This is a genomic window from Verticiella sediminum, assembly GCF_007558815.1.
Lineage (GTDB): Bacteria > Pseudomonadota > Gammaproteobacteria > Burkholderiales > Burkholderiaceae_B > Verticiella > Verticiella sediminum.
In genome coordinates this window covers 120,246-141,119 of record NZ_VLTJ01000010.1, presented here as the reverse complement: position 1 = coordinate 141,119, position 20,874 = coordinate 120,246, and the positions used below count along the sequence as shown (strand labels likewise).

General features: G+C 67.2%; 20 protein-coding genes. 9 read left to right on the top strand and 11 right to left on the bottom strand.

Annotated elements, in window-relative coordinates; genetic code table 11:
* Nucleotides 1–6: 6 nt before the first annotated feature.
* From hutG to FOZ76_RS06645, 7 genes are all read right to left on the bottom strand, one after another.
* Nucleotides 7–834: an N-formylglutamate deformylase gene (gene hutG, locus FOZ76_RS06675; RefSeq protein ID WP_143947355.1), complete on the bottom strand. Its 828-nt coding sequence runs from the start codon at nucleotides 832–834 to the stop codon at nucleotides 7–9.
* 8 nt (nucleotides 835–842) lie between these two features.
* On the bottom strand, nucleotides 843–2,243 hold the full coding sequence (locus FOZ76_RS06670) for a formimidoylglutamate deiminase (RefSeq protein WP_143947374.1): 1,401 nt from the start codon (nucleotides 2,241–2,243) through the stop codon (nucleotides 843–845).
* Between the two features lie 118 nt (nucleotides 2,244–2,361).
* Nucleotides 2,362–2,964, bottom strand: a complete 603-nt coding sequence (locus tag FOZ76_RS06665; RefSeq protein WP_143947354.1) for a HutD/Ves family protein — start codon at nucleotides 2,962–2,964, stop codon at nucleotides 2,362–2,364.
* A 2-nt stretch (nucleotides 2,965–2,966) separates the two neighbouring features.
* Nucleotides 2,967–3,737 carry an amino acid ABC transporter ATP-binding protein gene (locus tag FOZ76_RS06660; RefSeq protein ID WP_143947353.1) on the bottom strand — a complete coding sequence of 257 codons (771 nt, stop codon included), beginning with the start codon at nucleotides 3,735–3,737 and terminating at the stop codon, nucleotides 2,967–2,969.
* Complete coding sequence (locus FOZ76_RS06655) at nucleotides 3,734–4,402, bottom strand: amino acid ABC transporter permease (RefSeq protein WP_143947352.1); 669 nt, start codon at nucleotides 4,400–4,402, stop codon at nucleotides 3,734–3,736. Before FOZ76_RS06655 ends, FOZ76_RS06660 begins: the two co-directional genes overlap by 4 nt.
* A gap of 171 nt (nucleotides 4,403–4,573) precedes the next feature.
* Entirely contained in the window at nucleotides 4,574–5,311 is a 738-nt protein-coding gene (locus FOZ76_RS06650; protein ID WP_143947351.1) for a transporter substrate-binding domain-containing protein, read from the bottom strand.
* A 53-nt stretch (nucleotides 5,312–5,364) separates the two neighbouring features.
* A complete protein-coding gene (locus FOZ76_RS06645; protein WP_143947350.1) occupies nucleotides 5,365–6,102 on the bottom strand; it encodes an IclR family transcriptional regulator in 738 nt (245 codons plus the stop codon).
* A 293-nt stretch (nucleotides 6,103–6,395) separates the two neighbouring features.
* Here FOZ76_RS06645 and FOZ76_RS06640 point away from each other — a divergent pair, with 293 nt between their 5' ends.
* The 9 genes from FOZ76_RS06640 to FOZ76_RS06600 all read left to right on the top strand — a co-directional run bounded on the left by FOZ76_RS06640 (nucleotide 6,396) and on the right by FOZ76_RS06600 (nucleotide 16,609).
* Complete coding sequence (locus tag FOZ76_RS06640) at nucleotides 6,396–7,193, top strand: YbaY family lipoprotein (protein ID WP_143947349.1); 798 nt, start codon at nucleotides 6,396–6,398, stop codon at nucleotides 7,191–7,193.
* A gap of 126 nt (nucleotides 7,194–7,319) precedes the next feature.
* Nucleotides 7,320–8,624, top strand: coding sequence for a serine hydrolase domain-containing protein (locus tag FOZ76_RS06635; RefSeq protein WP_143947348.1), 1,305 nt, complete (start codon nucleotides 7,320–7,322; stop codon nucleotides 8,622–8,624).
* 225 nt (nucleotides 8,625–8,849) lie between these two features.
* On the top strand, nucleotides 8,850–9,797 hold the full coding sequence (locus FOZ76_RS06630) for a LysR family transcriptional regulator (protein ID WP_143947347.1): 948 nt from the start codon (nucleotides 8,850–8,852) through the stop codon (nucleotides 9,795–9,797).
* A gap of 154 nt (nucleotides 9,798–9,951) precedes the next feature.
* A complete protein-coding gene (locus FOZ76_RS06625; RefSeq protein ID WP_143947346.1) occupies nucleotides 9,952–10,962 on the top strand; it encodes a Bug family tripartite tricarboxylate transporter substrate binding protein in 1,011 nt (336 codons plus the stop codon).
* Nucleotides 10,963–11,045: 83 nt separating this feature from the next.
* A complete protein-coding gene (locus FOZ76_RS06620) occupies nucleotides 11,046–12,002 on the top strand; it encodes a fumarylacetoacetate hydrolase family protein (protein WP_246129326.1) in 957 nt (318 codons plus the stop codon).
* Complete coding sequence (locus FOZ76_RS06615; protein ID WP_143947344.1) at nucleotides 11,999–13,240, top strand: alpha-hydroxy acid oxidase; 1,242 nt, start codon at nucleotides 11,999–12,001, stop codon at nucleotides 13,238–13,240. The genes FOZ76_RS06620 and FOZ76_RS06615 overlap by 4 nt, the downstream gene beginning before the upstream one ends.
* A gap of 36 nt (nucleotides 13,241–13,276) precedes the next feature.
* On the top strand, nucleotides 13,277–14,179 hold the full coding sequence (locus FOZ76_RS06610; protein ID WP_143947343.1) for a TauD/TfdA dioxygenase family protein: 903 nt from the start codon (nucleotides 13,277–13,279) through the stop codon (nucleotides 14,177–14,179).
* A gap of 31 nt (nucleotides 14,180–14,210) precedes the next feature.
* A complete protein-coding gene (locus tag FOZ76_RS06605; RefSeq protein WP_143947342.1) occupies nucleotides 14,211–15,893 on the top strand; it encodes a thiamine pyrophosphate-binding protein in 1,683 nt (560 codons plus the stop codon).
* A 23-nt stretch (nucleotides 15,894–15,916) separates the two neighbouring features.
* Complete coding sequence (locus FOZ76_RS06600; RefSeq protein WP_143947341.1) at nucleotides 15,917–16,609, top strand: substrate-binding domain-containing protein; 693 nt, start codon at nucleotides 15,917–15,919, stop codon at nucleotides 16,607–16,609.
* Here the strand turns inward: FOZ76_RS06600 and FOZ76_RS06595 are convergent.
* From FOZ76_RS06595 to FOZ76_RS06580, 4 genes are all read right to left on the bottom strand, one after another.
* Nucleotides 16,536–17,768 carry a GGDEF domain-containing protein gene (locus FOZ76_RS06595; protein ID WP_143947340.1) on the bottom strand — a complete coding sequence of 411 codons (1,233 nt, stop codon included), beginning with the start codon at nucleotides 17,766–17,768 and terminating at the stop codon, nucleotides 16,536–16,538. The two genes, FOZ76_RS06600 and FOZ76_RS06595, sit on opposite strands and share 74 nt — an antisense overlap.
* A 158-nt stretch (nucleotides 17,769–17,926) precedes the next feature.
* Entirely contained in the window at nucleotides 17,927–19,078 is a 1,152-nt protein-coding gene (locus FOZ76_RS06590; RefSeq protein ID WP_143947339.1) for a branched-chain amino acid ABC transporter permease, read from the bottom strand.
* A gap of 2 nt (nucleotides 19,079–19,080) precedes the next feature.
* A complete protein-coding gene (locus FOZ76_RS06585) occupies nucleotides 19,081–20,127 on the bottom strand; it encodes a branched-chain amino acid ABC transporter permease (protein WP_143947338.1) in 1,047 nt (348 codons plus the stop codon).
* Nucleotides 20,128–20,147: 20 nt separating this feature from the next.
* Nucleotides 20,148–20,873, bottom strand: coding sequence for an ABC transporter ATP-binding protein (locus tag FOZ76_RS06580; protein ID WP_143947337.1), 726 nt, complete (start codon nucleotides 20,871–20,873; stop codon nucleotides 20,148–20,150).
* Nucleotide 20,874: the final 1 nt, after the last annotated feature.

The window sequence follows — 20,874 nt, the reverse complement described above, 5'->3', positions numbered from 1 at the left end:
CCGGGCTCAGCGCGCCTTGCGCGCCAGGGCGAAATCCAGCGCCGCCTGCACCATGCGGCGCAGGTGCGGCTGGATGCCCGCGGCGACCTCGGGCAGGTAGTCGAACGGCAGCGCTTCCTGCATGTAGGACGACTGCGTCATCTCGAGCTGGATGGCGTGGATGTTGCGCGCGGGCTGGCCATAGTGGCGCGTGATGTGCCCGCCGGTGAAGCGGCCGTTCAGCACGGCGGTGTAGCCGCCGGCGGCCCTGGCCTCGGCGAACACGGCCTCGGCCATCGCCGGATCGCAACTGATGCCGTTACCGGTGCCCAGGTTCAGGTCGGGCAGCTTGCCCTCGAAAAAGCGGGGCAGCACCGAACGGATGGAGTGCGCATCCCACAGCACCGCCACACTGTGCTCGGCGCGCAGACGCTCCAGCTCGGCGTGCAGGGTGTCGTGGTACGGACGCCAGACCGCCTCGCGGCGCGCAGCGACCTCGGCCTCGCCGGGCAGCAGCGAGGCGTCGCGGTAGACCGGGGTGTCGTCGAAGGTGTCGACCGGGCACAGGCCGGTCACGCTCTGCCCGGGATACAGGCTGCTGCCATCGGGCGGACGGTTCAGGTCAACCACGTAGCGCGAGTGGGTGGCGACCAGCAGCGAAGCGCCCAGCGCGTCGACGAAATCGTACAGGCGTTCCAGGTGCCAATCGGTATCGGGCACCTGGCGCGCCTCGTCGGTGAACCGCTCGGCGATGGCCGGCGGCACGTAGGTGCCGACGTGCGGCATGGAAATCAGCAGCGGCGCCGTGCCGCGGCGAAATGTATAGGCAGGACGGTCGGTGATGGGGTTGCTCATGGCGGACCTCAAGAAGTGGTGGCGATCAGCGCGCTGCGCGCGGCCACGAAGGCGGCGGCCGCCTCGCCGTGCGCGGCATGGCGGGCGCCGGCGACGCGCCGGCGCCCGGCCACCCAGGTTTCGACCAGCGCGGACGTGCGATGGCTGCCGAACACATGGGCCGAGAGCATGTCTTCGGCACGCAAGCCCGCCAGCGGCAGCGCGTGCGGGTCCAGAACGACGAAGTCGGCCTGCTGGCCTGGACACAGCCCGCCGATGTCGCGCCCGGACGCCTGCGCACCGCCCGCCACCGCGGCCAGCGTCATCGCCGTGGCCACGTGCGGCTGCTCGGGCGTGGCCATCACGTTGCGCTGACGCAGCGCGAAGCGCAGGCTGTATTCCAGCAGCATCAGCTCTTCGGCCGCGTTGACGATGGCGTGGCTGTCCGAGCCCACGCCCCAGCGTCCTTCGCCGGCGCGCCAGTTCGTCATGTCGAAGATGCCGTCGCCCAGGTTGGCCTCGGTGCTCGGGCATAGTCCGGCGACCGCGCCGGTGCGGGCGGCGGCCCGGGCCTCCTCGGGCGTCATGTGGGTGGCGTGCACCAGGCACCAGCGCGGGCCCACCTCGGCATGCTCGAGCAGCCACTGCACCGGGCGCTGCCCGCTCCAGGCGATGCAGTCCTCCACTTCCTTGACCTGTTCGGCGATGTGGATGTGCACGGGCGCGGCGGGGTCCAGCGCATCCAGGCCGGCCAGCGCCACGCCGAGCTGCTCGGGCGTGACCGCGCGCAGCGAATGCGGCGCCAGGCCGAGGCGGCGCGCGCCTGGCTGGGCATCGCACACGGGCTTCAGGCGCTGCAGCAGGGCCAGCATATTGTCGGTGCCGCGGATGAAGCGGCGCTGGCCCGCGCTGGGCACGCCGCCGCCGAAACCGCTGTTCTGATAGAGCACCGGCAGCAGGGTGATGCCGATGCCGGCGCGCTCGGCCGCGCGCAGCAGCGCCAGCGCCAGCTCGGCATCGTCGGCGTAGGGACGGCCGTCGACGTCGTGGTGCAGGTAGTGGAACTCGCACACCGAGGTATAGCCGGCTTCCAGCATCTCGACGTACAGCCAGGTCGCCACCGCTTCCAGCGTCGCCGGCGACAGCCGCGCCGCGAAGCGGTACATGAGATCGCGCCAGCTCCAGAAACTGTCGGCCGATTGCGCGCGGTATTCGGTCAGGCCGCAGAAGCCACGCTGGAACGCGTGCGAATGCAGGTTGGGCAGGCCCGGCAACACGGGCCCGGCCGCCACCGGCCGGCCTTCGGCGGCCACGCCCCGGCGCACCTCGGTCAGGCGGCCCTGCGCATCCCAGGCGAGCGCCACGCCGCGCGCCCAGCCGTCGGGCAGCAGCGCATCCGCGGCCCACATCGTCGTGTCTCGGTTCTGCATGGCGGCGGACGCATCCCCGCCGGCCTGGGGCGCCAGCGGCGCCGGGAAAGGATCTGCCTCGCTCGCCCCGTCCTGAAGGACGCGGCCTGCGCTCGGGCTCGTGGTCATTCTTGTTCTCTCATACGGATTCGAAGCGCACGCTCAACAGGGCGGCGCCGGTCGAATGGGGATGCAGCCGCCAACCCGCCTCGGCGTCCAGCCAGTACGCGCCGGTGCCGGCCGCCAGGGTGGCCGACTCGCCCTCGGTGCCGGTCACGGTCCACGTCCCGTGCGCGGCGTAGAACGCGCCGGCGCGCGCGGGCGCCGTCCGGGCAGCCACGCGCTGGACCGTCACGTCCGCGCGCGTCGTCGAGCGGCGAACCATGACGTTGAAGTCCATGCAGGCACCGACCAGCTCGCAATCCATCGCGACGTCGCCGGAGAAGGCGTAGGGAACGAGCGGCGCGGTCAACGCGTGTTCGATCAGGCCGTCGGTCGAGCGCAGGACTACGCCCTCGCCCTCGAGCAGGGTGATGACGCGGTCCACGCCCGGGAAAGCCGAGAACGGGCCGGTGCGGGCAATGGTGGCGACGCTCAGGCGCCAGTCGAACTCGGCCATGTCCGCGCCGGCCGGCACGCAAACGATCTCGCGCGTCTCGCCGCCGCCATTGCGCCAGGGCGAGGCGGGCAGATCGGCAAGCACGACATGCCGCAACCTGGCGCCTACGGGTGTGACAGCCATGCTCAACTCCGCGTCAGCACGGCCTGCAGGAACTCGCGCGTACGCGGCTGGGTCGGCGCACCGAAGATCTGCTCGGGCGGGCCCTGCTCGATGATGCCGCCGCCGTCCATGACCACGACCACGTCGGCCACTTCCTGCGCGAAGCCCATTTCGTGGGTCACGACCATCATGGTCATGCCCTCGCTCGCGAGCAGCTTCATGACCTGCAGCACTTCGCCCACGAGTTCGGGGTCCAGCGCCGAGGTCGGTTCGTCGAACAGCATCACGCGCGGCTTCATGGCCAGCGCGCGGGCGATGGCCACGCGCTGCTTCTGGCCGCCCGACAGGCTGGCCGGCATGGCCTCGGCCTTGTGTGCCAGGCCGACCTTGCCGAGCAGCTCGCGCGCTTCCTGCTCGGCCTGGGCCCTGGACAGGCCGCGCAGCTTGCGCGGGCCGAGCGTGATGTTCTCCAGCACCGAGATGTGCGAGAACAGGTTGAACGACTGGAACACCATGCCGACTTCCTCGCGCAGCTTATTCAACTGCGCCTCGGGCATCATGCGACTATGGTCCATCAAACGGCGGCCGCAGATGTCGACCGTGCCCCGCTGCGGCACTTCCAGGCCGTTGCAGCAGCGCAGCAGCGTGCTCTTGCCCGAGCCGCTGGGGCCGATCACGACCACCACCTGCGAAGTCTGGATATCGAAGTCGATGCCGTCGAGCACGACGTGCTCGCCGAAGGCCTTGACCAGGCCCCGGACCTGGACGATGGGTTGCTGGCTGGACGTGCTCATTGCACCATGCCTCCCGCGCGCAGGCGCTTCTCGATGTGCCGCAGGGTGAGCGTGGTCACGCCGGTCAGCACGAAGTAGATGACGGCCACCGCCAGATAGACCTCGAGCGAACGGTACGAGGTGGCGATGATCTTCTGGCCCTCGTGCATCACGTCATGGATGGTGAGCAGCGAGACCAGGGCGGAATTCTTGATGAGGGCGATGAATTCGTTGCCCAGGGGCGGAATCATGCGCACGAAGGCCTGCGGCAGGATCACGTTGCGCATGGCCATGCCCGAGGGCATGCCGAGCGAGCGCGCGGCCTCGACCTGGCCCCTGTCGATCGACTGGATGGCGCCGCGCACGATCTCCGACACGTAGGCGCCGGAATAGATCGACAGGCCGATCACGCCGCAGACGAAGGCGGGCAGGAGGATGTCGAAGTGCGGCAGCCCGAAGAACAGGATGAAGAGCTGCACCAGCAGCGGCGTGCCGCGGATCGCGGCCACGTAGGCGGTGCAGATGCCGTAGACCAGCTTCTTGCTCGGGTCCAGGCGGCCGATGCCGACCAGCAGGCCGATGAGACAGCCGAAGAACAGCGAGACGATGACGATCTCGACCGTCACCAGCGCGCCGTGCATCAGGTCCGGCCAGTTCTGCCAGACCGGGGAAAAATCGAAATCCATGGGGGTGAGTCTCCAGGATGGGCGGGCCGCCGCCTGGCGGCGCCGCGTCCCGTGGCGCCCGGCATGGCGCCGGGCGCGGGTCTATCCACTACGAAACAGCGGGCAAGGAAACGCCGGGCCGCCTTGCCCCTTCAGGGGGCCGGGTCGGGCGCAGCCCAGCGCCGAGAGCGCTCAGTTGCTGAACCACTTCTTGACGATGGCGTCGTAGGTGCCGTTGGCCTTGAGGTTGGCGAGCGACTGGTTCAGCGCCGCCGTGAGTTCGGGCGTGTCCTTGCGCACGGCCATGCCGTAGGCTTCGGTAGTGAGCGGCTCGGGCAGCACCTTCAGGCCGCCGCGGGTACGCACGTACTGGTAGGCGGCGGGCAGGCCGGTCACGGCGGCATCGGCGCGGCCGATGGCCACCAGATTGAACATCTGGTCGTTCTTCTCGACCTCGACCAGCCTGACATCCGGGAAATGTTCCTTCAGGTAGGAAACCGACTTGGTGCCGACCTGCACCGTGACGTTCTTGCCGGCGAGGTCCTGCGGACCCTGGATGCTGGTGTCGCCGTCCTTGACCATCACGACCAGACCGCCGGCATAGTACGAATCGCCGAAGTCGACCACCTTGCGGCGCTCGTCGGTGATGTAGATCGCCGACACCGCCATGTCGTAGCGCTTGGAGACCAGGCCCGGCACCAGGCCCTTGAAGTCGATCTGGGTCCACTCGACTTTCTTGCCCATGTCGGCGGCGAGCGCCTCGACCAGTTCCACATCGAAGCCGGTGAGCTTGCCGTTCTCGACATACTCCATGGGCGGGAAGGTGGCGTCGGTCGCCACGCGCAGCGCGTCCTGGGCGTGGGCCGGCGCGAGCCAGGCCAGTTGACAAGCGGCAAGGACGGCCAGCACGAATCTACGGGTCACTTTCATCAAAGACTCCTGGTAGGAAAAGGGCGCTAGCGCCCGTACGGATGGACGGAAAACTACAGGTTCAGGTTGCGCGAGATGCGCGCAGCCGCAACGATCACCATCTGCGTGAGCTCGGCTTCGCGCGGCAGGGCGCGGGCGACGGGAGCCATCAGGGTGAGGCAGCCGAGCAGGTGCTGCCCGCCGCCGAAGATGGGCGCGCTCGCGCCCCAGACGCCTTCGTCGATCTCGCTCTGGCTGCGCGCGTAGCCGGCCTGGCGGATCACCTCGAGCTCTTCCCAGGTGGCATCGCGCGGATGCGGCTCGTCATCGGCGGCGTCGAGCACGGCGCGCCGCCGCGCTTGCGGCAGGTGCGCGAGCAGGCACTTGGCCGTGGCGCCGCGGCGCAGGGCCACGCTGCGCCCCTTCTCGAACGAACAGCGCAAGGCCTGCGGGCTCTCCAGCATCTCGATGCAGATCGCCCGATCGTTGACGGCGACGATCAGGCCCACGCTTTCGCCGGACTGGCGCACCAGCTTGTGCATGTCTTCGCGCGCTTCCTGGACCAGGTGCGAAGTCGCATCGAAGCCCTGCGCCAACTGCAGCCCCATGGGGCCGGGCGCGTAGCCGCCATCGACCTCCTGGACAAAGCCCCAGTGCCGCAGGCGGGCAAGCTGGCGGTAGAGCGAACTCTTGGGCAGGCCCGTCATGGCGCCGAGTTCGGCAGCGCTCAGGGCCCCGGAGCTCTGGGCCACCGTGGCGAGCACCTGCAGCAGGCGATCTTGCGGGGAGGTGGTAACAGGGCGCGTCGACATGATGCGCAAAGTATTGACCCGAGTTCGGGAATCACAAACCGGCTATTCCCGATCGATGGGAATAAATCGCACTTCTTTCCCGTAAATTACATTTCCCCGGCCTGAAAAATTTGCCAAGCTTTTGATTTTAATGTGTTTTTATATCCCTGAAGCGTGCCATGCACCGTCTCATTGCACGGGACCACCATGATGGAGCACGATGCACCAGAGCAGCGCATCGGTCACGGTCCCTTACGGTATTGCGCTTGCTGCGCGTCTAACATCCCCCGCCACGACGATAAGGAAGAACAGCCATGCACCAGCCAGCTCCGCCTGCCGGCTTCGCCACCCGCCGCCGCCTTCTTGCGGCCATCTCCGTCCTGTCGCTGAGCGCCGCCGGCTGCGCGGGCGTGGGCGGCGCAGCCAGCGGATCGGGCGGCCGCACCCTGAGCGGCAACGTCATGTATCGCGAGCGCATCGCGCTGCCGCCCGGCGCCGTCGTCAGGGTCGCGCTGGCGGATGTCTCGCTGGCCGACGCGCCGGCCCGTATCGTCGCGCAGACCGACATCCCGACCGATGGGCGCAGCAGCCCCTTTGCCTACACCCTGCGCTACGATCCCGCCCGGATCGACCCGCGCATGCGCTACGCCCTGCAGGCCCGCATCGAACTCGACGGCCGCCTGCTCTTCACCAACACGACGCATCATGCCGCCTTCGGCCCGGATGCCAGCACCGACATCCTGGTACAGCAGGTGAGCGCGCCCGCCGCCACCGCCGCCCTGCCGGTGGGCGCATGGCTGGCCGAGGACATCCGTGGCAAAGGCGTGCTCGATCGCGTGCAATCGCGCCTGGAGATCGCCGCCGACGGCAGCGTGTCGGGCCATGGCGGCTGCAACGGCATCCATACCCGCGCCCAGATCGACGGCGACACCTTCAGCTTCCTGCCGATCGCCTCGACCTTCATGGCGTGCGCCCCGGCCGTGATGCGCCAGGAGACCGATTTCATCCAGGCCCTGCAGGACACGCGCGGTTTTCGCGTCGACGACGCGCAGCGCAAGCTGTACCTGCTGGATGCCGGCGGGAATGCGCTGGTGCGCCTCGCCGCGGACTGACCACGGGTAGGTCCGTATGTCGCCGTGCATGGCCGGCCGGTAGATTGCCCGGGGGGGCTCGACGCCCCCTCCGGCGCGTGGCGAAGCCGCGCGCCGCGACCTCACCACAACGACCGGAGACCCGACATGCCGCTTCGATTCCCTGCGCGCACCCTCGCGCTCGCGCTGGCCCTGGCCAGCCCTGTGCTGACGGCCCAAGGCCAGACCATCCCGCCGACGGTGGTCGCGGCCGACGCGCCGCAGGCCCCCGCGCCCGCCCTGCGGCTGTCGACCGAGCGCCTGGCGCGCATCGGCGAGGTCCTGCAGGCCGATGTGGCCGCGGGCCGCATTCCCGGCGCGGTGGTGATGGTGGTGCAGGGCGGCCAGACGCGCTACTTCGAGGCGGTCGGCAAGCGCGATCCTCAAGCCGGGGACGCCATGCAGAAGGATGCCCTCTTTCGCATCTATTCGATGACCAAGCCGATCACCAGCGTCGCCGCGATGATGCTGGTCGAGGAGGGCAAGCTGCGGCTGGACGATCCGGTCAGCGCCTATGTTCCCGAGTTCGCCAAGCTCCAGGTGGGCGTCGAGAAGAACGGCGCCGACGGCAAGCCGGTGCTGGAAACCACGCCGGCGCGGCGGCCCCTGCTGGTGCACGACCTCTTGCGCCACACCTCCGGCCTGACCTACGGCTTCTTCGGCCCCGGACTGGTCAAGCGCGCCTACAACGACGCCAACCTGTTCGCCGACGATCCGGACAATGCGCAGTTCGCGCGGCGGCTCGCAGCCCTGCCGCTGGCCTACCAGCCGGGCACCACGTGGGACTACAGCTACAGCACCGACGTGCTGGGCCGGGTCGTCGAGGTCGCGAGCGGGCAGGTGCTGGGGCAATTCCTGGAGACGAGGATCTTCCAGCCACTCGGCATGCGGGACACGCGCTTCTATCTGCAGCAGCCACAGCAGCAGGCGCGCCTGGCGCAGCCGCTGCCGGACGACCGCCAGATCGGCGTGGGCGTGGAGATCAGCGACCCCGGCAGGCAGGCGCGCTTCGAAAGCGGGGGCGGCGGGCTGGTTTCCAGCGCAACCGACTATGCGCGCTTTCTGCAGATGCTGCTCGCCGGCGGCACGCTGGACGGCCAGCGGCTGCTGTCGCCCGCCACGCTGGCCTACATGACCAGCGACCACCTGGGGCAGGACATCGCCCGCACGCCGCTGTACCTGCCCGGCCCGGGCTACGGCTTCGGCCTGGGCTTCGCGGTGCGCACCGATCCCGGCATGGCAAGTGTGCCGGGATCGGTGGGCGAGTACTACTGGGGCGGCGCGGGCGGTACCTACATGTGGGTCGACCCCGCGCTCGACATGTACGTCGTCTTCATGATGCAGTCGCCCAGGCAGCGCACGCACTACCGGTCGCTGATCCGCAACCTGGTCTACGCGGCTCTCGAACACTGAGCGGCTCGCGCCTCAGCCCGCGCCAGTCGACCCTGCGTCCAACATGACCGCCCGGTCGCGTCCAGCGGCCTTGGACGCGGGATAGACTGACTTCTCCCCCATACAACTGAACAACCCCAAGCTGGAGAGTTCCGGCGACACTCGGCCCGAGGAGGTCAGTATGATGATCGGCGTTGCCATCAAACTGCCACTCATGGCGCGATCTCTCCTTTCCCCTCGCGTTCAATGGACCTGAAGCGAATCGAGCACCTGCTAATCGTCGTCGAAAGCGGCAGCTTCTCGCGAGCCGCATCGGTGATAGGAATGGCTCAGCCCGCACTCGGACGGCAGATTCAGGCACTAGAGCAGGAGTGCGGCGTCCCCCTCCTGTATCGCCACGGCCGGGGCGTAGCGCTTACGCCGGAGGGCGAACGCTTCGTTGAGGGCATTCGGCCCATCCTGCGCCAAGTGCAGGCGCTGTCCGGGTCCTTGCAGAAGGAGCGGGCGCAGCCACGTGGCGACGTCATCGTGGGGATGACGCCGACCATGCTCGAACTCTTCGGCCTGGGCTTGGTGCAGCGTGTGCGGCGCAGCTATCCCGACGTGAAGCTGAACATCGTGTCCGGCTATAGCGGCTACATACACGAATGGCTCGTCGACGGCAGGCTGGATATCGCACTGCTGCACGATGCGCAGCGCTCGAAGCATATCGCCGTGGATTTTCTCGCGAGCGCGGGCCTGCATCTCGTCTCCGCGCCCAGCGCGCCTGCGCCAGGCAAACGGCGACAGCACCACATCGACATGGCGCAGCTCGACGGTATTGCGCTGGTGCTTCCCACGCGCCGCCATGGACTGCGCCGCACCCTGGAGTCCGCGGCCGCTCAGGCCAGGATACGGCTTCGGGTCGACTACGAGATGGACACGCTCGAACTGATGAAAGATCTCGTATTGACCGGTGTTGCCCACACGGTACTTGCACTGCCCGCCATCCATCGCGAGCTGCGACACGGCACGCTGACGGCCCGGCGATTGCGCCGCCCGGCGGTGGAAACCCGGGTCATGGTGGCTACCGCCTTCAACCGTGCCTATACCCAGGCGATGCGCGTAGTACAGGCTGAAATCACGCTCGCGATTGCGGCCGCGGTAGAGGAATCGCCGGTCGCACTCGATATACGGCTGGCTTCGGCCGCCTAACCCCATTCGGTATAGCTGATATAAGCGCTATACCGTCCAGGGTGGCCTTGCACAAACCTATAATCAATTCGCAAGGCAAGAGCGCCTGGGCCGGACTCGCCGCCCCCTGACGCATCTGGGCCGTCAGAGCCCACGGAAGCCAAACGGAGGAGACATGAACACAACGAACAGCACGCGCCGGCGCTATCTCCAGTTTGGCGTCGCCGCGGCTCTGGCATCCGGCATGCCACCGGCGCTCGCCAGGAAGGCATCGGCTAGTGCCGACAATTATCCGAACCGGCCGATACGCCTCGTCGTTCCGTTCCCTCCCGGGTCGGCGACCGACATCATGACGCGCTTCCTGGAGCCGCATATGTCCCAGCATCTCGGCCAACCGCTGGTCATAGACAACAGGCCCGGCGGCGCCGGCGTCATCGGCGCCGATTTCGCGCGGCGCGCAACGCCAGACGGCTACACCCTGGTGATGGACGCTGCATCCTCGCACAGCACCATGGCGGCCATGCGGCCGACCACGCTGCCCTACGACATCCTCACCGACTTCACCTCCATCGGCCGCGCCTGCACGTCGGCCAACGTGATCGCCGTCAACCCGTCGTTACCCGTGCATAGCCTGCCGGAACTGATCGCCTATTCCAATACCTTGCCTGAAGGACTGTTCTTTGCCTCCGGCTCGCGCGGCGCTTCCAACCACCTGGCAGGCGAACTGCTCAAGACCAAAGGCGCCAAGCTGACGCATGTGCCTTATATCAATATGGGCCAGGCGATCACGGATACCAGCGGCGGCACCGTGCCGATACTGATCTACACCGTGGCGCTGCTGCCCTTCATCCGGGATGGCAAGCTGCGTGGCATTGCAGTGACTTCGGAAAATCGGCTGCGCCAGGCGCCCGAGATCCCCACGGCCATCGAGCAAGGCGTCGACGGCATGGTGGCTATGTCGTGGTTCGGCTTGTTCGGTCCGGCGGGCCTGCCTACCCCGATACGAGACAAGGTGTTTGCCGCCTTGAGTAGCGCAGTCAACGATCCCGGCGTCAGCCAGAAGCTGGTGGATGCCGGCTTGGAGTGCGCGTTGCTCGATCCGGCTGAAACCGACGAGTTCGTGGCGAGGGATATCGCCTTGTGGAAGGAAGTGGTTAAGCGCGCGGGCGTTCCCGTGGACGAATGAGAGAGGGAATATCGATGAAGCTCTGTACGTTCTCTGTAGCGACTCCTCTCGGTCCGCTGGTACGGACCGGGGTAGTGACCGACATGGGAGTCATCGATGCTGCGGCCGCACGCTCGGCATTTCTCGAACGCAGCCTGCCGATGGCCGCCGCCGCGCGAGTTGGCGAGGCCCAGGTGCCTGCCGATATGCTGGCATTGATCGGCAGCGGGCCGCAGACCATGGAGTGGTTGAAAGAAGCGGTCGAAGCCGCAGTGGCATCGGGACGGGAAACCGCAATGAAAGGCATGCGCATGGTTCATGCGCTCGCCGATGTGCACCTGCTCGCGCCCGTGCCGCGTCCGGCGGGTATCGCCAACTTCAGCGTGTGGCCGGCGCACTCGGCCGATGCCGCCAAACGCGGCGTGACGCTCACGGCCGCCAGCGCGGATGCTGCGGTCAAGCCGTACTGGAAGGGCAACCCCGACTCCGTGGTCGGTCCAGGGACGACGCTGGAAGTGCCGCCGTACGCCGACACCATCGACGTCGAGTGCGAGTTCGGCTGTGTGGTGGGGCTCGGTGGCCGCGATCTCGATCGCCCGGGTGCAGAGCGGGCCATCGCAGGCTACACCATCCTCAACGATGTCAGCGCGCGCGCCGTGCAGCTCGTGGAGATGAAGTCGGGCCGGGGTCCGTCCAAGGGCAAGGACTTCGATACCGGAAATGCGATGGGGCCGTGGATCGTCACACCGGATGAACTGGGCGACCCCAAGGCGCTCACGATGTCGCTGGTGGTCAATGGTGAAGTCCTCTCCACCTGCCCCACTTCCGGAATGGTGTGGGACTTCCCGGAGATGCTGTCGTACCTGTCCATCGGTCAAACCGTGCCTCCCGGTCAGGTGATCAGCGCAGGCTGCTACGCGGGCGGCTCGGCGCGCGAATGCGGCCGCGTGATGAGACCCGGCGACCGCGTCGAATTGCGCATCTCGGGTATAGGCAGTCTGAATTCGACGATAGGGACGCGGCAGCCCGGCAGGCACATTCCCGTACCGGATGCCTCATGAACGCCCTCGATCGTTGCTTCAATATTGCCGATGTGCGGGAGGCCGCCAAGCGCCGTCTGCCGCGCGGCATTTTCGAGTTCATCGACCGTGGCACCGAGGACGATCAGGCGGTGGCGAACAACCGTGCGGCATTCGAGCGCATGCGGCTGCTCCCGCGAGTGGCCGTGGACGTTTCGAAGCGCTCGACGCGTACCGCACTTTTCGGCACGGACATTGCCATGCCGCTGGCAATCGCGCCTACCGGTGCCGCCGGTCTGGTCTGGTATCAGGGAGAACTGGAGCTGGCCCGCGCCGCGGCTGACGTGGGGATACCGTTCACCCTCGCGACGCGGGCGACGACTTCGATCGAAGACATCGCCAGGCTGGCAGGCGGCAGGCTGTGGTTCCAGTTGTATATCTGGCGTCAGCGCGAGATGTCTCATGAGCTCGTCGAACGCGCGCAGCGCGCGGGATTCGAGGCGTTGGTGGTCACGTTGGACGTGCCGGTACAGCCCAATCGCGAATACAACCTGCGCAATGGCTTCTCTCTGCCTTTGAAGCTTACTTCGCGCGGCATGGTGGACATTCTCACCCATCCGCGTTGGCTCTTCGGCACCATGGGGCGTTATCTCGCTACCACCGGGATGCCGCGTTATGAGAACCAGGCGGGTGCCTATCGCGAGAACATCACGGGCGGTAATTCCGCAAGGGCTGCGGGAATGCGTGGTGACGACGTTTCCTGGAGCGATGTGGCCCTGTTGCGCAAACGCTGGAAGGGCACGCTGCTCGTCAAGGGCATATTGACCACCGAGGATGCCGAGGCAGCGCTGGAGAACGGCGCGGATGGCGTGATCGTATCCAACCACGGTGGGCGCTGTCTCGACAGCTCGGTGGCGCCTCTCGAGGTGCTTCCGGAGATCGTGGCGGCCGTCGGAAAGCGTGCAACGGTACTGCTGGACGGCGGCATCCGGCGGGGTAGCGACATTGCCAAGGCGGTGGCGCTGGGCGCGTCGGCGGTCCTGTGCGGTCGCCCCGGCCTATACGGTATGGGTATGGCGGGTCGGCCTGGCGCAAAGCGCGTGCTCGACATTCTGCAGACGGAGCTCTCGACCACGCTCGGCATGCTGGGGCGGCCGGCCATCGCAGAGCTCGATGCGTCCATCGTGCATCGACACGAGGACTTCGCGGCACACCCCGGGAACGGCCCTGTCGACGCGCCGACAACGCGCCCGAGCCGCTTTTCCGTGCTTGCCGGCTGAGTCTACTTTCCCACTCGAATCAGACAGGAGTTCACGATGAACATCGTACCAACCGGCCAGATTCTGGGCGCTACCGTGACCGGCGTCGATCTGGCGCAGCCGCTTTCACATGCCGATTTTTCGACTATCGTGCGCGCGCTCGCCGAACACGGCGTGCTGCGTTTCCCGCGGATGCAACTGCGAGCGGAGGCATTGCGCCGCTTTTCGCAGCGCTTTGGTTCCCTGCAGGCGCTGCGAGCCACCCTGCCGGGAGATACGGGCGTGCCTGAAGTATCCACGCTTTCGAACATCGTGCGAGATGGTAAGCCGATTGGAATTCCCGACGCGGGACAGAGCTGGCATACCGACATGACCTATAACAAGGTGGTCGGATATATCAACGTGCTGGTCGCGTACGAAGTGCCAATGCGTGATGGCAAACCTTTGGGGGCTACCGAGTTCGTCAATACCGCAGCGGCCTACGACGACCTGCCGGATGAAATGAAAGAGCGTCTTGCCAATGCGACGGCGATGCACGACCTCAACCTCTACTGGGAATATGTGCGCCGCGAGAAAGGCAGTACGCGCAGTGCCTTGACGGCGCAGGAGCGCGCTGAGCGGCCTCCGGTGCGCCATCCGGTTTTTCTTACCCATCCGGTAAGCGGGCGCAAGGTCATCTACGTCAACCCATCCTATTGCGAGACCATCGAAGGCATGCCCGACGACGAGGGACGGCGTGTCATCCAACAATTGTTCGACCACATGCTGCAACCCAAGTATCGCTATATGCATCACTGGGTGAAGGGGGACTTGCTGATGTGGGACCATCTCTGGACCTGGCACAACGCCGTGGCCGACTACGGCCCGGATGAACACCGCCTGATGATTCGTTGCCAGGTCACCGCTGACCGTGTCTTCGAGCCGGACTTTCTGCGCGAGCCCCTGTCCGAAACAGCGTGACGCCTGCGGGGCCTCTTTCTTCGGAACATGCATGTTGAAATCAAGCACTCTGGCGCCATCGTCGCACGCCTTTCTCGGCACCCTGGCTGCCAATGGCGTCGACCGTGTCTTCCTGGTTCCGGGCGAAAGTTATCTGGGCGTGCTGGACGCGCTGAACGATTTCCCCGATATCGATGTCGTCACTTGCCGACATGAGGCCGGCGCTGGTTTCATGGCCGTCGCCGATGGCAGGCTGACACGGCGGCCAGGCGTGGCATTGGTGAGTCGGGGCCCGGGCGCCACCAATGCGTCCATCGCCGTGCATACGGCACAGCAGGATGCGGTCCCCATGATCCTGATCGTGGGCCAAGTGCCGGTGGCAAGCCTGCGGCGCGGAGCCTTTCAGGAGATCGACTATTTCCGGATGTTTGGCGGCATCGCCAAGTGGGTGGTGGAACCGACCGATCCCGCGCAGCTCGCCGAGGTCGCCGCCAAGGCAATGCATGTCGCGGTATCCGGTACCCCCGGCCCGGTCGTAGTGGTGCTGCCGGAGGACATACAACAGCAACTCGTACCTAACGCACGCGTGCACCTGCCGCTGCTGGCCGGTGCCACGCCGCGCGCAGAATCCGTGGCGGCGCTACGCCGTCTACTGGAACAGGCCGAGCGTCCGCTGATCGTGGCCGGCGGCGGCTTCGACGTGCCCGGCGGCCGAACTGCGCTTCTGCGCTTCGCCGAGGCGTGGCAGGTACCGGTGGCGGTGTCTTTCCGCCGTCATGATGTCTTTCCCAATTGCCATCCTCTCTACGTCGGCGACCTGGGCCTGGCCAACCCTGAACAACAAATGGCAGCCTTTCATTCCAGCGACGTTCTGCTGGCGCTCGGCACTCGACTGGGCGATATCACCAGTCAGGGCTACACGTTTCCGCGCATGCCGCGTCCGGCGCAGACCGTCGTGCATTGTTATCCTGACGCGCATCCCATAGGTTTGCATTTCGCCGTCGATCTCGGCCTGCCGTGCGACCCGCTCAGCCTGGTGAGCGCCGCGCTACCGCTCGAGGAATCGTCAGTCCCGTCGGGCCGCGCTTGCTGGGCCGGGTCGCTGCGCGGCCTGTACGAGGACCATGCGCGCTGGCCCGCGCCCAGCAAGGACGAGCCCGAAGGGTTGGCGTTCGTTGATGTGGTCAAGACGCTCGCCCGCGCGGCCCCTGAAAACAGTCTGCTATGCCTGGACGCGGGCACGTTCGCCGCGCCCTTTTATCGCCATTACCCATTCGGTGCGGGCCAACGCCTGTTCGCACCGCTGTCAGGCGCCATGGGATTCGGGGTGCCGGCCGCGTTGGCGGCACAATTGCGCGAGCCCGGTACGCGCGTCGTCTGTGCGGTGGGAGACGGCGGCTTCATGATGACCGGGAACGAAATGATCATGGCCGTCGCTCGGCATCTTCCTATCCTCCTCATTTTGTCGAACAACAACAACTATGGCTCGATCCGTGCGCATCAGGACCGGGAGTATCCGGGGCGCCACGCCGGCACGACGCTCGTGAATCCCGACTTTACGGCCACCGCGCACGCCTTCGGCATGGCAGCCGAGCATGTGACGTCGAGCACGCAAGTCGAGGATGCGATCAACCGTGGGCTGAACGCAGCGGGGCCGTACCTCATCGAAGTGCGCACGCGACTGACGCAGGTTGCGCAAACCATTCCGCCTCCAACCTTTGCACTATCCGACTGAGGTTCTACCTCCGGAGTCAGGAAATGACTGCTGTCCGCGTTTTCGCCACGCTTGCCCTGCAGGGCGTGATCGAGCAGGCAAGATCGGAACTCGAAGCCGCCGCTGCAATGGGCCTCGATGTCCGGTTCGCCCCCACAGCGGACCTTATGGCATGTATCGGTCGGGGCGAAGAAGCCGACGTGGCGGTTCTTACCCGGGGCGCGATCGAGGACCTGATCGGTCGCGGGCTGCTCACAACGGACAACCGCATCGATCTGGCCGTCTCCCACATTGCCGCCGCGGTCAAGGCCGGTGCCCCCCATCCCGACATCGGTACACTGGACGCGTTCCAATCGGCCTTGCTCGAGGCACGCAGCGTGGCGTACTCCAGGACCGGCATCAGCGGCAGCCATTTTGCGGACTTGATCGAGCGGCTGGGCATTGCATCGGCGTTGAACGCGCGCGCGCAGGTGCCGAGCGGAGGCTTTACGGCAACGCTGCTTGTGGATGGCCGCTGCGACCTGGCCATTCAGCAACTCAGCGAACTGCGGGTGGTGCCCGGCATCGAGATCGTCGGGCATTTGCCCGAAGGCGCTCAATTGGCCACTGTATTTACCGCAGGGCGGTTCGCACGGTCGGCCGTTGCCGACGCGGCGGCCGCGGTCATCTCATGTTTGGCGTCGCCCCTGCTGCAGCCGGTGTTCCAGAAGTGTGGTCTGGATGTGCCTGCAACGTAGACTCCGACGTCGCCGGAGGCGGCGGGGCGGCACTGACGCACACGCGATTCCTGCCGCCCCGCTTGGCCTGCGCCAATCGGCCGTCCACGGCCCGATAGGCCTCGGCGAAAGGCAGCGCGCCGGCGAAACTGCCCGCTCCCGCGCTGACCGTGCAGTGCAGCCCAGGCGCGGCCGCGCTGAAATCGTGGGCCTGCACGGCCGCGCGCACGCGCTCGGCGATGCGCGCCGCCTCCTCGGGCCCGGCCCCTGGCAGCACCAGCATGAACTCCTCGCCGCCGAAGCGGCCGGCCGCTTCGGCGCTGCCGACCTGCTGCGCCACGAGCTGTGCGATCGTGCGCAGTACGGCGTCGCCCACGGGGTGGCCGAACCGCTCGTTGACGGACTTGAAATGGTCGACGTCGATCATGACCAGCCCGTAGCACGGCACGCCGGCCAAGGTCTCGCGCGTGAAGGTGGACAACCCCGCCCGGTTGCGCAAGCCGGTCAGCGGGTCGCGCTCGGCCGCCTGGTTCAGGTGCGCCATGGCGTGCAGCGCCGCGAGCAGCAGCGCCAGGATGGCCGAGCCCACCGTCACGACGTAGAAACTGACCTGCGTGAGCACCCAATAGAGCGAGCCATCGTATCCGTAGGATGTGCCCAGCGAGGCCCCGGTCAGCATCACTCGCGGCACGAAGGTACATGTGCCGACAAAGAGGAACCAGAAGAAGAATCGCTCGAGAGTCATGCCGCGGCGCCAGTGCCGCATCTGCCACAGCGCGAGAAAGAACAGCAGGCTGACGCCGAGATACAGCGGCCCGGCGCGCAACAGGAAGTGGACCGGTTCGAGCGCGGCCCAGGTGCGCAGCCCCATCGTGGCCGACAGGATGGCCGCGGCCGGCCACGCCGGCAGGCGCCGTTGGGCTAGCGCCACCATGCCGTTGGCGAAGAACAGGCTGGACAGGATGTAGAGCGCACCGCTCAGGAAGATGTTCCAGCCCTGGTGGGCCGGCCAGAGCAGGATCTGCATGACCAGGCCGACGGCATAGCAGCCGAATGCCGCGCCGAACCTCAGCAGCGGCGGCGGGCGCCCCAGCATGCGCCAACACCCTATCAGCAGCGTGCCGACGAGCAGCGCCACCAGGGGATGGGTGAGAGCGAGCAAAGTGTCGTTGCTGGGCATGGTGCGACGCCCCCGGGCGCATCGGTGCCGAGCGGCCGACGTGGGGGACGACGCGGCAACCCGGGGCTCATCCCGCAGCCGTGTCGAAGTGTATCCTCAAACGCCATACCCGCCCGCCGCCCAAAGATAAGCAACTGCAAACCGGGGGGTGCGCGGGGTCAGTCGCCGTCGTGCCGGGCCCGCGCCCGTGCCCGCAATTGCCCGACGATGCCGGCCGGGAAGAAATACACGCTCAGCACGAAGAGCAGGCCGAACCAGAGCAGCCAGCGCTCGGGCGCGACCAGTTCGGCGGCCCAGCCGGCATCCGGCATGCGCGCGGCCAGTACGCGCAGCAAGTCCTGCAGGTAGTTCTGCGCGACCAGGAAGGCCGCCACCCCGAGCACCGCGCCGTACAGCGTGCCCATGCCGCCGATCACGCACATCAGGAGGATGAACACCATCAGCTCGAAGTTCAGCGTGTTCTCGGGGTTGACGTAGCGGTTGAACAGCGCGAAGAGCGCTCCCGCCAGCGTGGCGAGCACCGCGGCGAGAATCACCACCGCGGTGCGGTACAGCACCGTACGATAGCCCAGCGCCTGCGCGCGGAACTCGTTCTCGCGGATCGCCTGCAGCACCTTGCCGAACGGCGAGTTGACCAGGCGCAGCAGGAACAGGAACACGAGTAGCGCGGTGCCGAAAGCCACGTAGTACATCAGCACCCGGCCGTTCAGGCGCAGCTCGAAGGCGGCCTGGCGCGCGGCCTCGCCCAGGCCCGCGCCCAGATTGGCGAAGAACACGTCCAGCCCGAAACCCGGCACGCCGCCCTCGACCAGCCGATAGGCCGGGCCGAGCACGCGCGGCACCTGCACGCGCAGGCCGTCCTCGCCGCCGGTGACGTGATAGAGCTGGTTGACCAGGCTCAGGAAGGCAAAGGCCACGGCCAGCGTCACCAGGGCGAAGAAGATCGCCTTCACGCGCAGCGACAGCAACCCCAGCAGCAGGGCCAGTACCATCGACAGCACCAGCGCGATGCCCACGCCCGCGGCGATCGCCCCGAAGCCGTTGCCCCAGGCGGCGATGGCCATCGCCACGCCGTAGGCGCCGATGCCGAAGAACATCGTGTGCGCGAACGACACGATGTGGGTGTAGCCCAGCATCAGGTCGTAGGCGGCCACCACGATGATGAAGATGCAGATCGTACCCAGCATGGCGAAGGCGCGCGTGCCGCTGAAGAGGAAGGGCCCCGCCGCCAGGCACACGAAGATCAAAGCGAGCAGCACGCCGAGCACGCGGCTGCGCGGGCGGTCGCCGGAGAGAATGGCATCGAGCATGCTCACACCTTGATGACGGGAATCAGGCCCTGCGGACGCCACATCAGCACGGCCACCATGAGCCCCACGGTGGCGACCGCGGCCAGGCGCGGCTCCAGGAAGCCGACGTAGAGGTTGACCAGGCCGACCAGCATGGCGCCGTAGAAGCAGCCGCGGATCGAGCCCAGGCCGCCGAGGATGATGACCACGATGACCGAGATCATCAGCTCGTCGCCCATGTGGGTGGTGATCATCTCGCGGTACAGGCCCCACATCGCGCCGCCCAGGCCGGCGAGTGCGCAGCCGCCGGCGAACACGGCGAGAAACAGCAGGCCGATGCGATAGCCGTGGATTTCCACCATCTCGCGGCTTTCCACGCCGGCGCGAATCAGGATGCCCAGGCGCGTGCGCTCGATCACCCAGAGCAGCCCGGCGTACAGCGCCAGGCCCAGCACCACCGCGAGCAGGCGGTATTTCTCGATCGCGATGCCGCCGATCACGAGCGCGCCGCGCAGCGCCTCGGGCCGCGGCACCGGGATGTCGTGGTGGCCCCAGATCACTTCGATCAGCTCGAAGATCACGATCGAGCCGCCCACGGTGACCAGGATCTGCTTGAGATGGTCGCCGTACACCGGGCGGATGACCAGGCGCTCGAACACCACGCCGAGCAAGGCCGCCACCGCGGCGGCGGCCAGGAAGGCCGGCACGATGGCAACCAGGTTGGCGGCCAGCGAAGGGCTCTGCGCGTAGCCGGAGAGCGCATAGACGAGCATGCTGGCCCCGGCGAACGCCCCTACCGAGATGAAGGCGCCGTGCGCGAGGTTCAGCACGCTCATCAGCCCGAAGGTCAGGCTCATGCCCGAGGCCATCAGGAACACCATGGCGCCCATGGCGAGCCCGCTCAAGGTGAGCACCAGCCAGGTCGACCAGGGCATGAGAAAGATCGGCACGATGGCGACCACGGCCAGCAGGAATACGTGCGGACGCTCTTCGGGCAGGGCGCGCAGCCGCGCCAGCAGGCCGGTGCGCGGCGCGGCGGCCTGCGAGGACGAAGTCGGGGCGGCGGACATCGGCGTAAGCCTCCTCGGTCTCATTGGTGGGCGCCCAGGCCCAGCCCGAGCAGTTCGCGCTGCAGGGCCTCGTCCTCGGCGAGATCGGCCATCCGACCCCGGTGCACGATGCGCCCGTCGCTCATCACCGCGACCGACTGGCCGAGGCGACGCGAGAAGTTGAAGTTCTGCTCGACCAGCAGGATAGCCACGCGCTGGGCCTTGAGCTCTTCGAAGGCATCGGCCAGGTCGTTGATGATGGCGGGTGCGAGACCCTTGGTCGGCTCGTCCACCAGCAGCAGCTCGCGCGGCTCGATCACCGCCCGCGCGATGGCGAGCATCTGCTTCTGCCCGCCCGAGAGCGTGCCGGCGGGTTTGTCCCAGAACCGCTTGAGCGGCGGGAACAGGTTGAAGATCCAGTCCAGCCGCGCCTCGTCCATGGCGCCGCCGATGGCAGCGAGCACCATGTTCTCGCGCACCGAGAGCAGGCTGAAGATGCCCATGTGCTCGGGCACGAAGGCGATGCCCCGGCGCGCGATGGCCGGCGTGGGCACACCGCGGATGCTCTGCCCCTGGAAGCGCAGCTCGCCGCGCGTCACCTTGGTCAGGCCCATGATGGTGCGCAGCGTCGTGCTCTTGCCCGCGCCGTTGCGCCCGAGCAGCACGGTGAGCTCGCCACGCGGCAAAGCCAGGTCCACGCCGTGCAGGATGTGGTACTGGTCAATGTCGGCACAAACATCGGATAGCTCGAGAATGTTGTCCGCCATG

Bases quoted from the DNA above. Each gene is read 5' to 3' on its own strand.
- FOZ76_RS06595 (WP_143947340.1), bottom strand. From the start codon at position 17,768: ATGCCCAGCAACGACACTTTGCTCGCTCTCACCCATCCCCTGGTGGCG.
- FOZ76_RS06635 (WP_143947348.1), top strand. From the start codon at position 7,320: ATGCCGCTTCGATTCCCTGCGCGCACCCTCGCGCTCGCGCTGGCCCTG.
- FOZ76_RS06585 (WP_143947338.1), bottom strand. From the start codon at position 20,127: ATGTCCGCCGCCCCGACTTCGTCCTCGCAGGCCGCCGCGCCGCGCACC.
- FOZ76_RS06655 (WP_143947352.1), bottom strand. From the start codon at position 4,402: ATGGATTTCGATTTTTCCCCGGTCTGGCAGAACTGGCCGGACCTGATG.
- FOZ76_RS06670 (WP_143947374.1), bottom strand. From the start codon at position 2,243: ATGCAGAACCGAGACACGACGATGTGGGCCGCGGATGCGCTGCTGCCC.
- FOZ76_RS06625 (WP_143947346.1), top strand. From the start codon at position 9,952: ATGAACACAACGAACAGCACGCGCCGGCGCTATCTCCAGTTTGGCGTC.
- FOZ76_RS06645 (WP_143947350.1), bottom strand. From the start codon at position 6,102: ATGTCGACGCGCCCTGTTACCACCTCCCCGCAAGATCGCCTGCTGCAG.
- FOZ76_RS06580 (WP_143947337.1), bottom strand. From the start codon at position 20,873: ATGGCGGACAACATTCTCGAGCTATCCGATGTTTGTGCCGACATTGAC.
- FOZ76_RS06605 (WP_143947342.1), top strand. From the start codon at position 14,211: ATGTTGAAATCAAGCACTCTGGCGCCATCGTCGCACGCCTTTCTCGGC.
- FOZ76_RS06600 (WP_143947341.1), top strand. From the start codon at position 15,917: ATGACTGCTGTCCGCGTTTTCGCCACGCTTGCCCTGCAGGGCGTGATC.
- FOZ76_RS06590 (WP_143947339.1), bottom strand. From the start codon at position 19,078: ATGCTCGATGCCATTCTCTCCGGCGACCGCCCGCGCAGCCGCGTGCTC.
- FOZ76_RS06610 (WP_143947343.1), top strand. From the start codon at position 13,277: ATGAACATCGTACCAACCGGCCAGATTCTGGGCGCTACCGTGACCGGC.
- FOZ76_RS06660 (WP_143947353.1), bottom strand. From the start codon at position 3,737: ATGAGCACGTCCAGCCAGCAACCCATCGTCCAGGTCCGGGGCCTGGTC.
- FOZ76_RS06640 (WP_143947349.1), top strand. From the start codon at position 6,396: ATGCACCAGCCAGCTCCGCCTGCCGGCTTCGCCACCCGCCGCCGCCTT.
- FOZ76_RS06620 (WP_246129326.1), top strand. From the start codon at position 11,046: ATGGGAGTCATCGATGCTGCGGCCGCACGCTCGGCATTTCTCGAACGC.
- FOZ76_RS06665 (WP_143947354.1), bottom strand. From the start codon at position 2,964: ATGGCTGTCACACCCGTAGGCGCCAGGTTGCGGCATGTCGTGCTTGCC.
- FOZ76_RS06630 (WP_143947347.1), top strand. From the start codon at position 8,850: ATGGACCTGAAGCGAATCGAGCACCTGCTAATCGTCGTCGAAAGCGGC.
- FOZ76_RS06615 (WP_143947344.1), top strand. From the start codon at position 11,999: ATGAACGCCCTCGATCGTTGCTTCAATATTGCCGATGTGCGGGAGGCC.
- hutG (WP_143947355.1), bottom strand. From the start codon at position 834: ATGAGCAACCCCATCACCGACCGTCCTGCCTATACATTTCGCCGCGGC.
- FOZ76_RS06650 (WP_143947351.1), bottom strand. From the start codon at position 5,311: ATGAAAGTGACCCGTAGATTCGTGCTGGCCGTCCTTGCCGCTTGTCAA.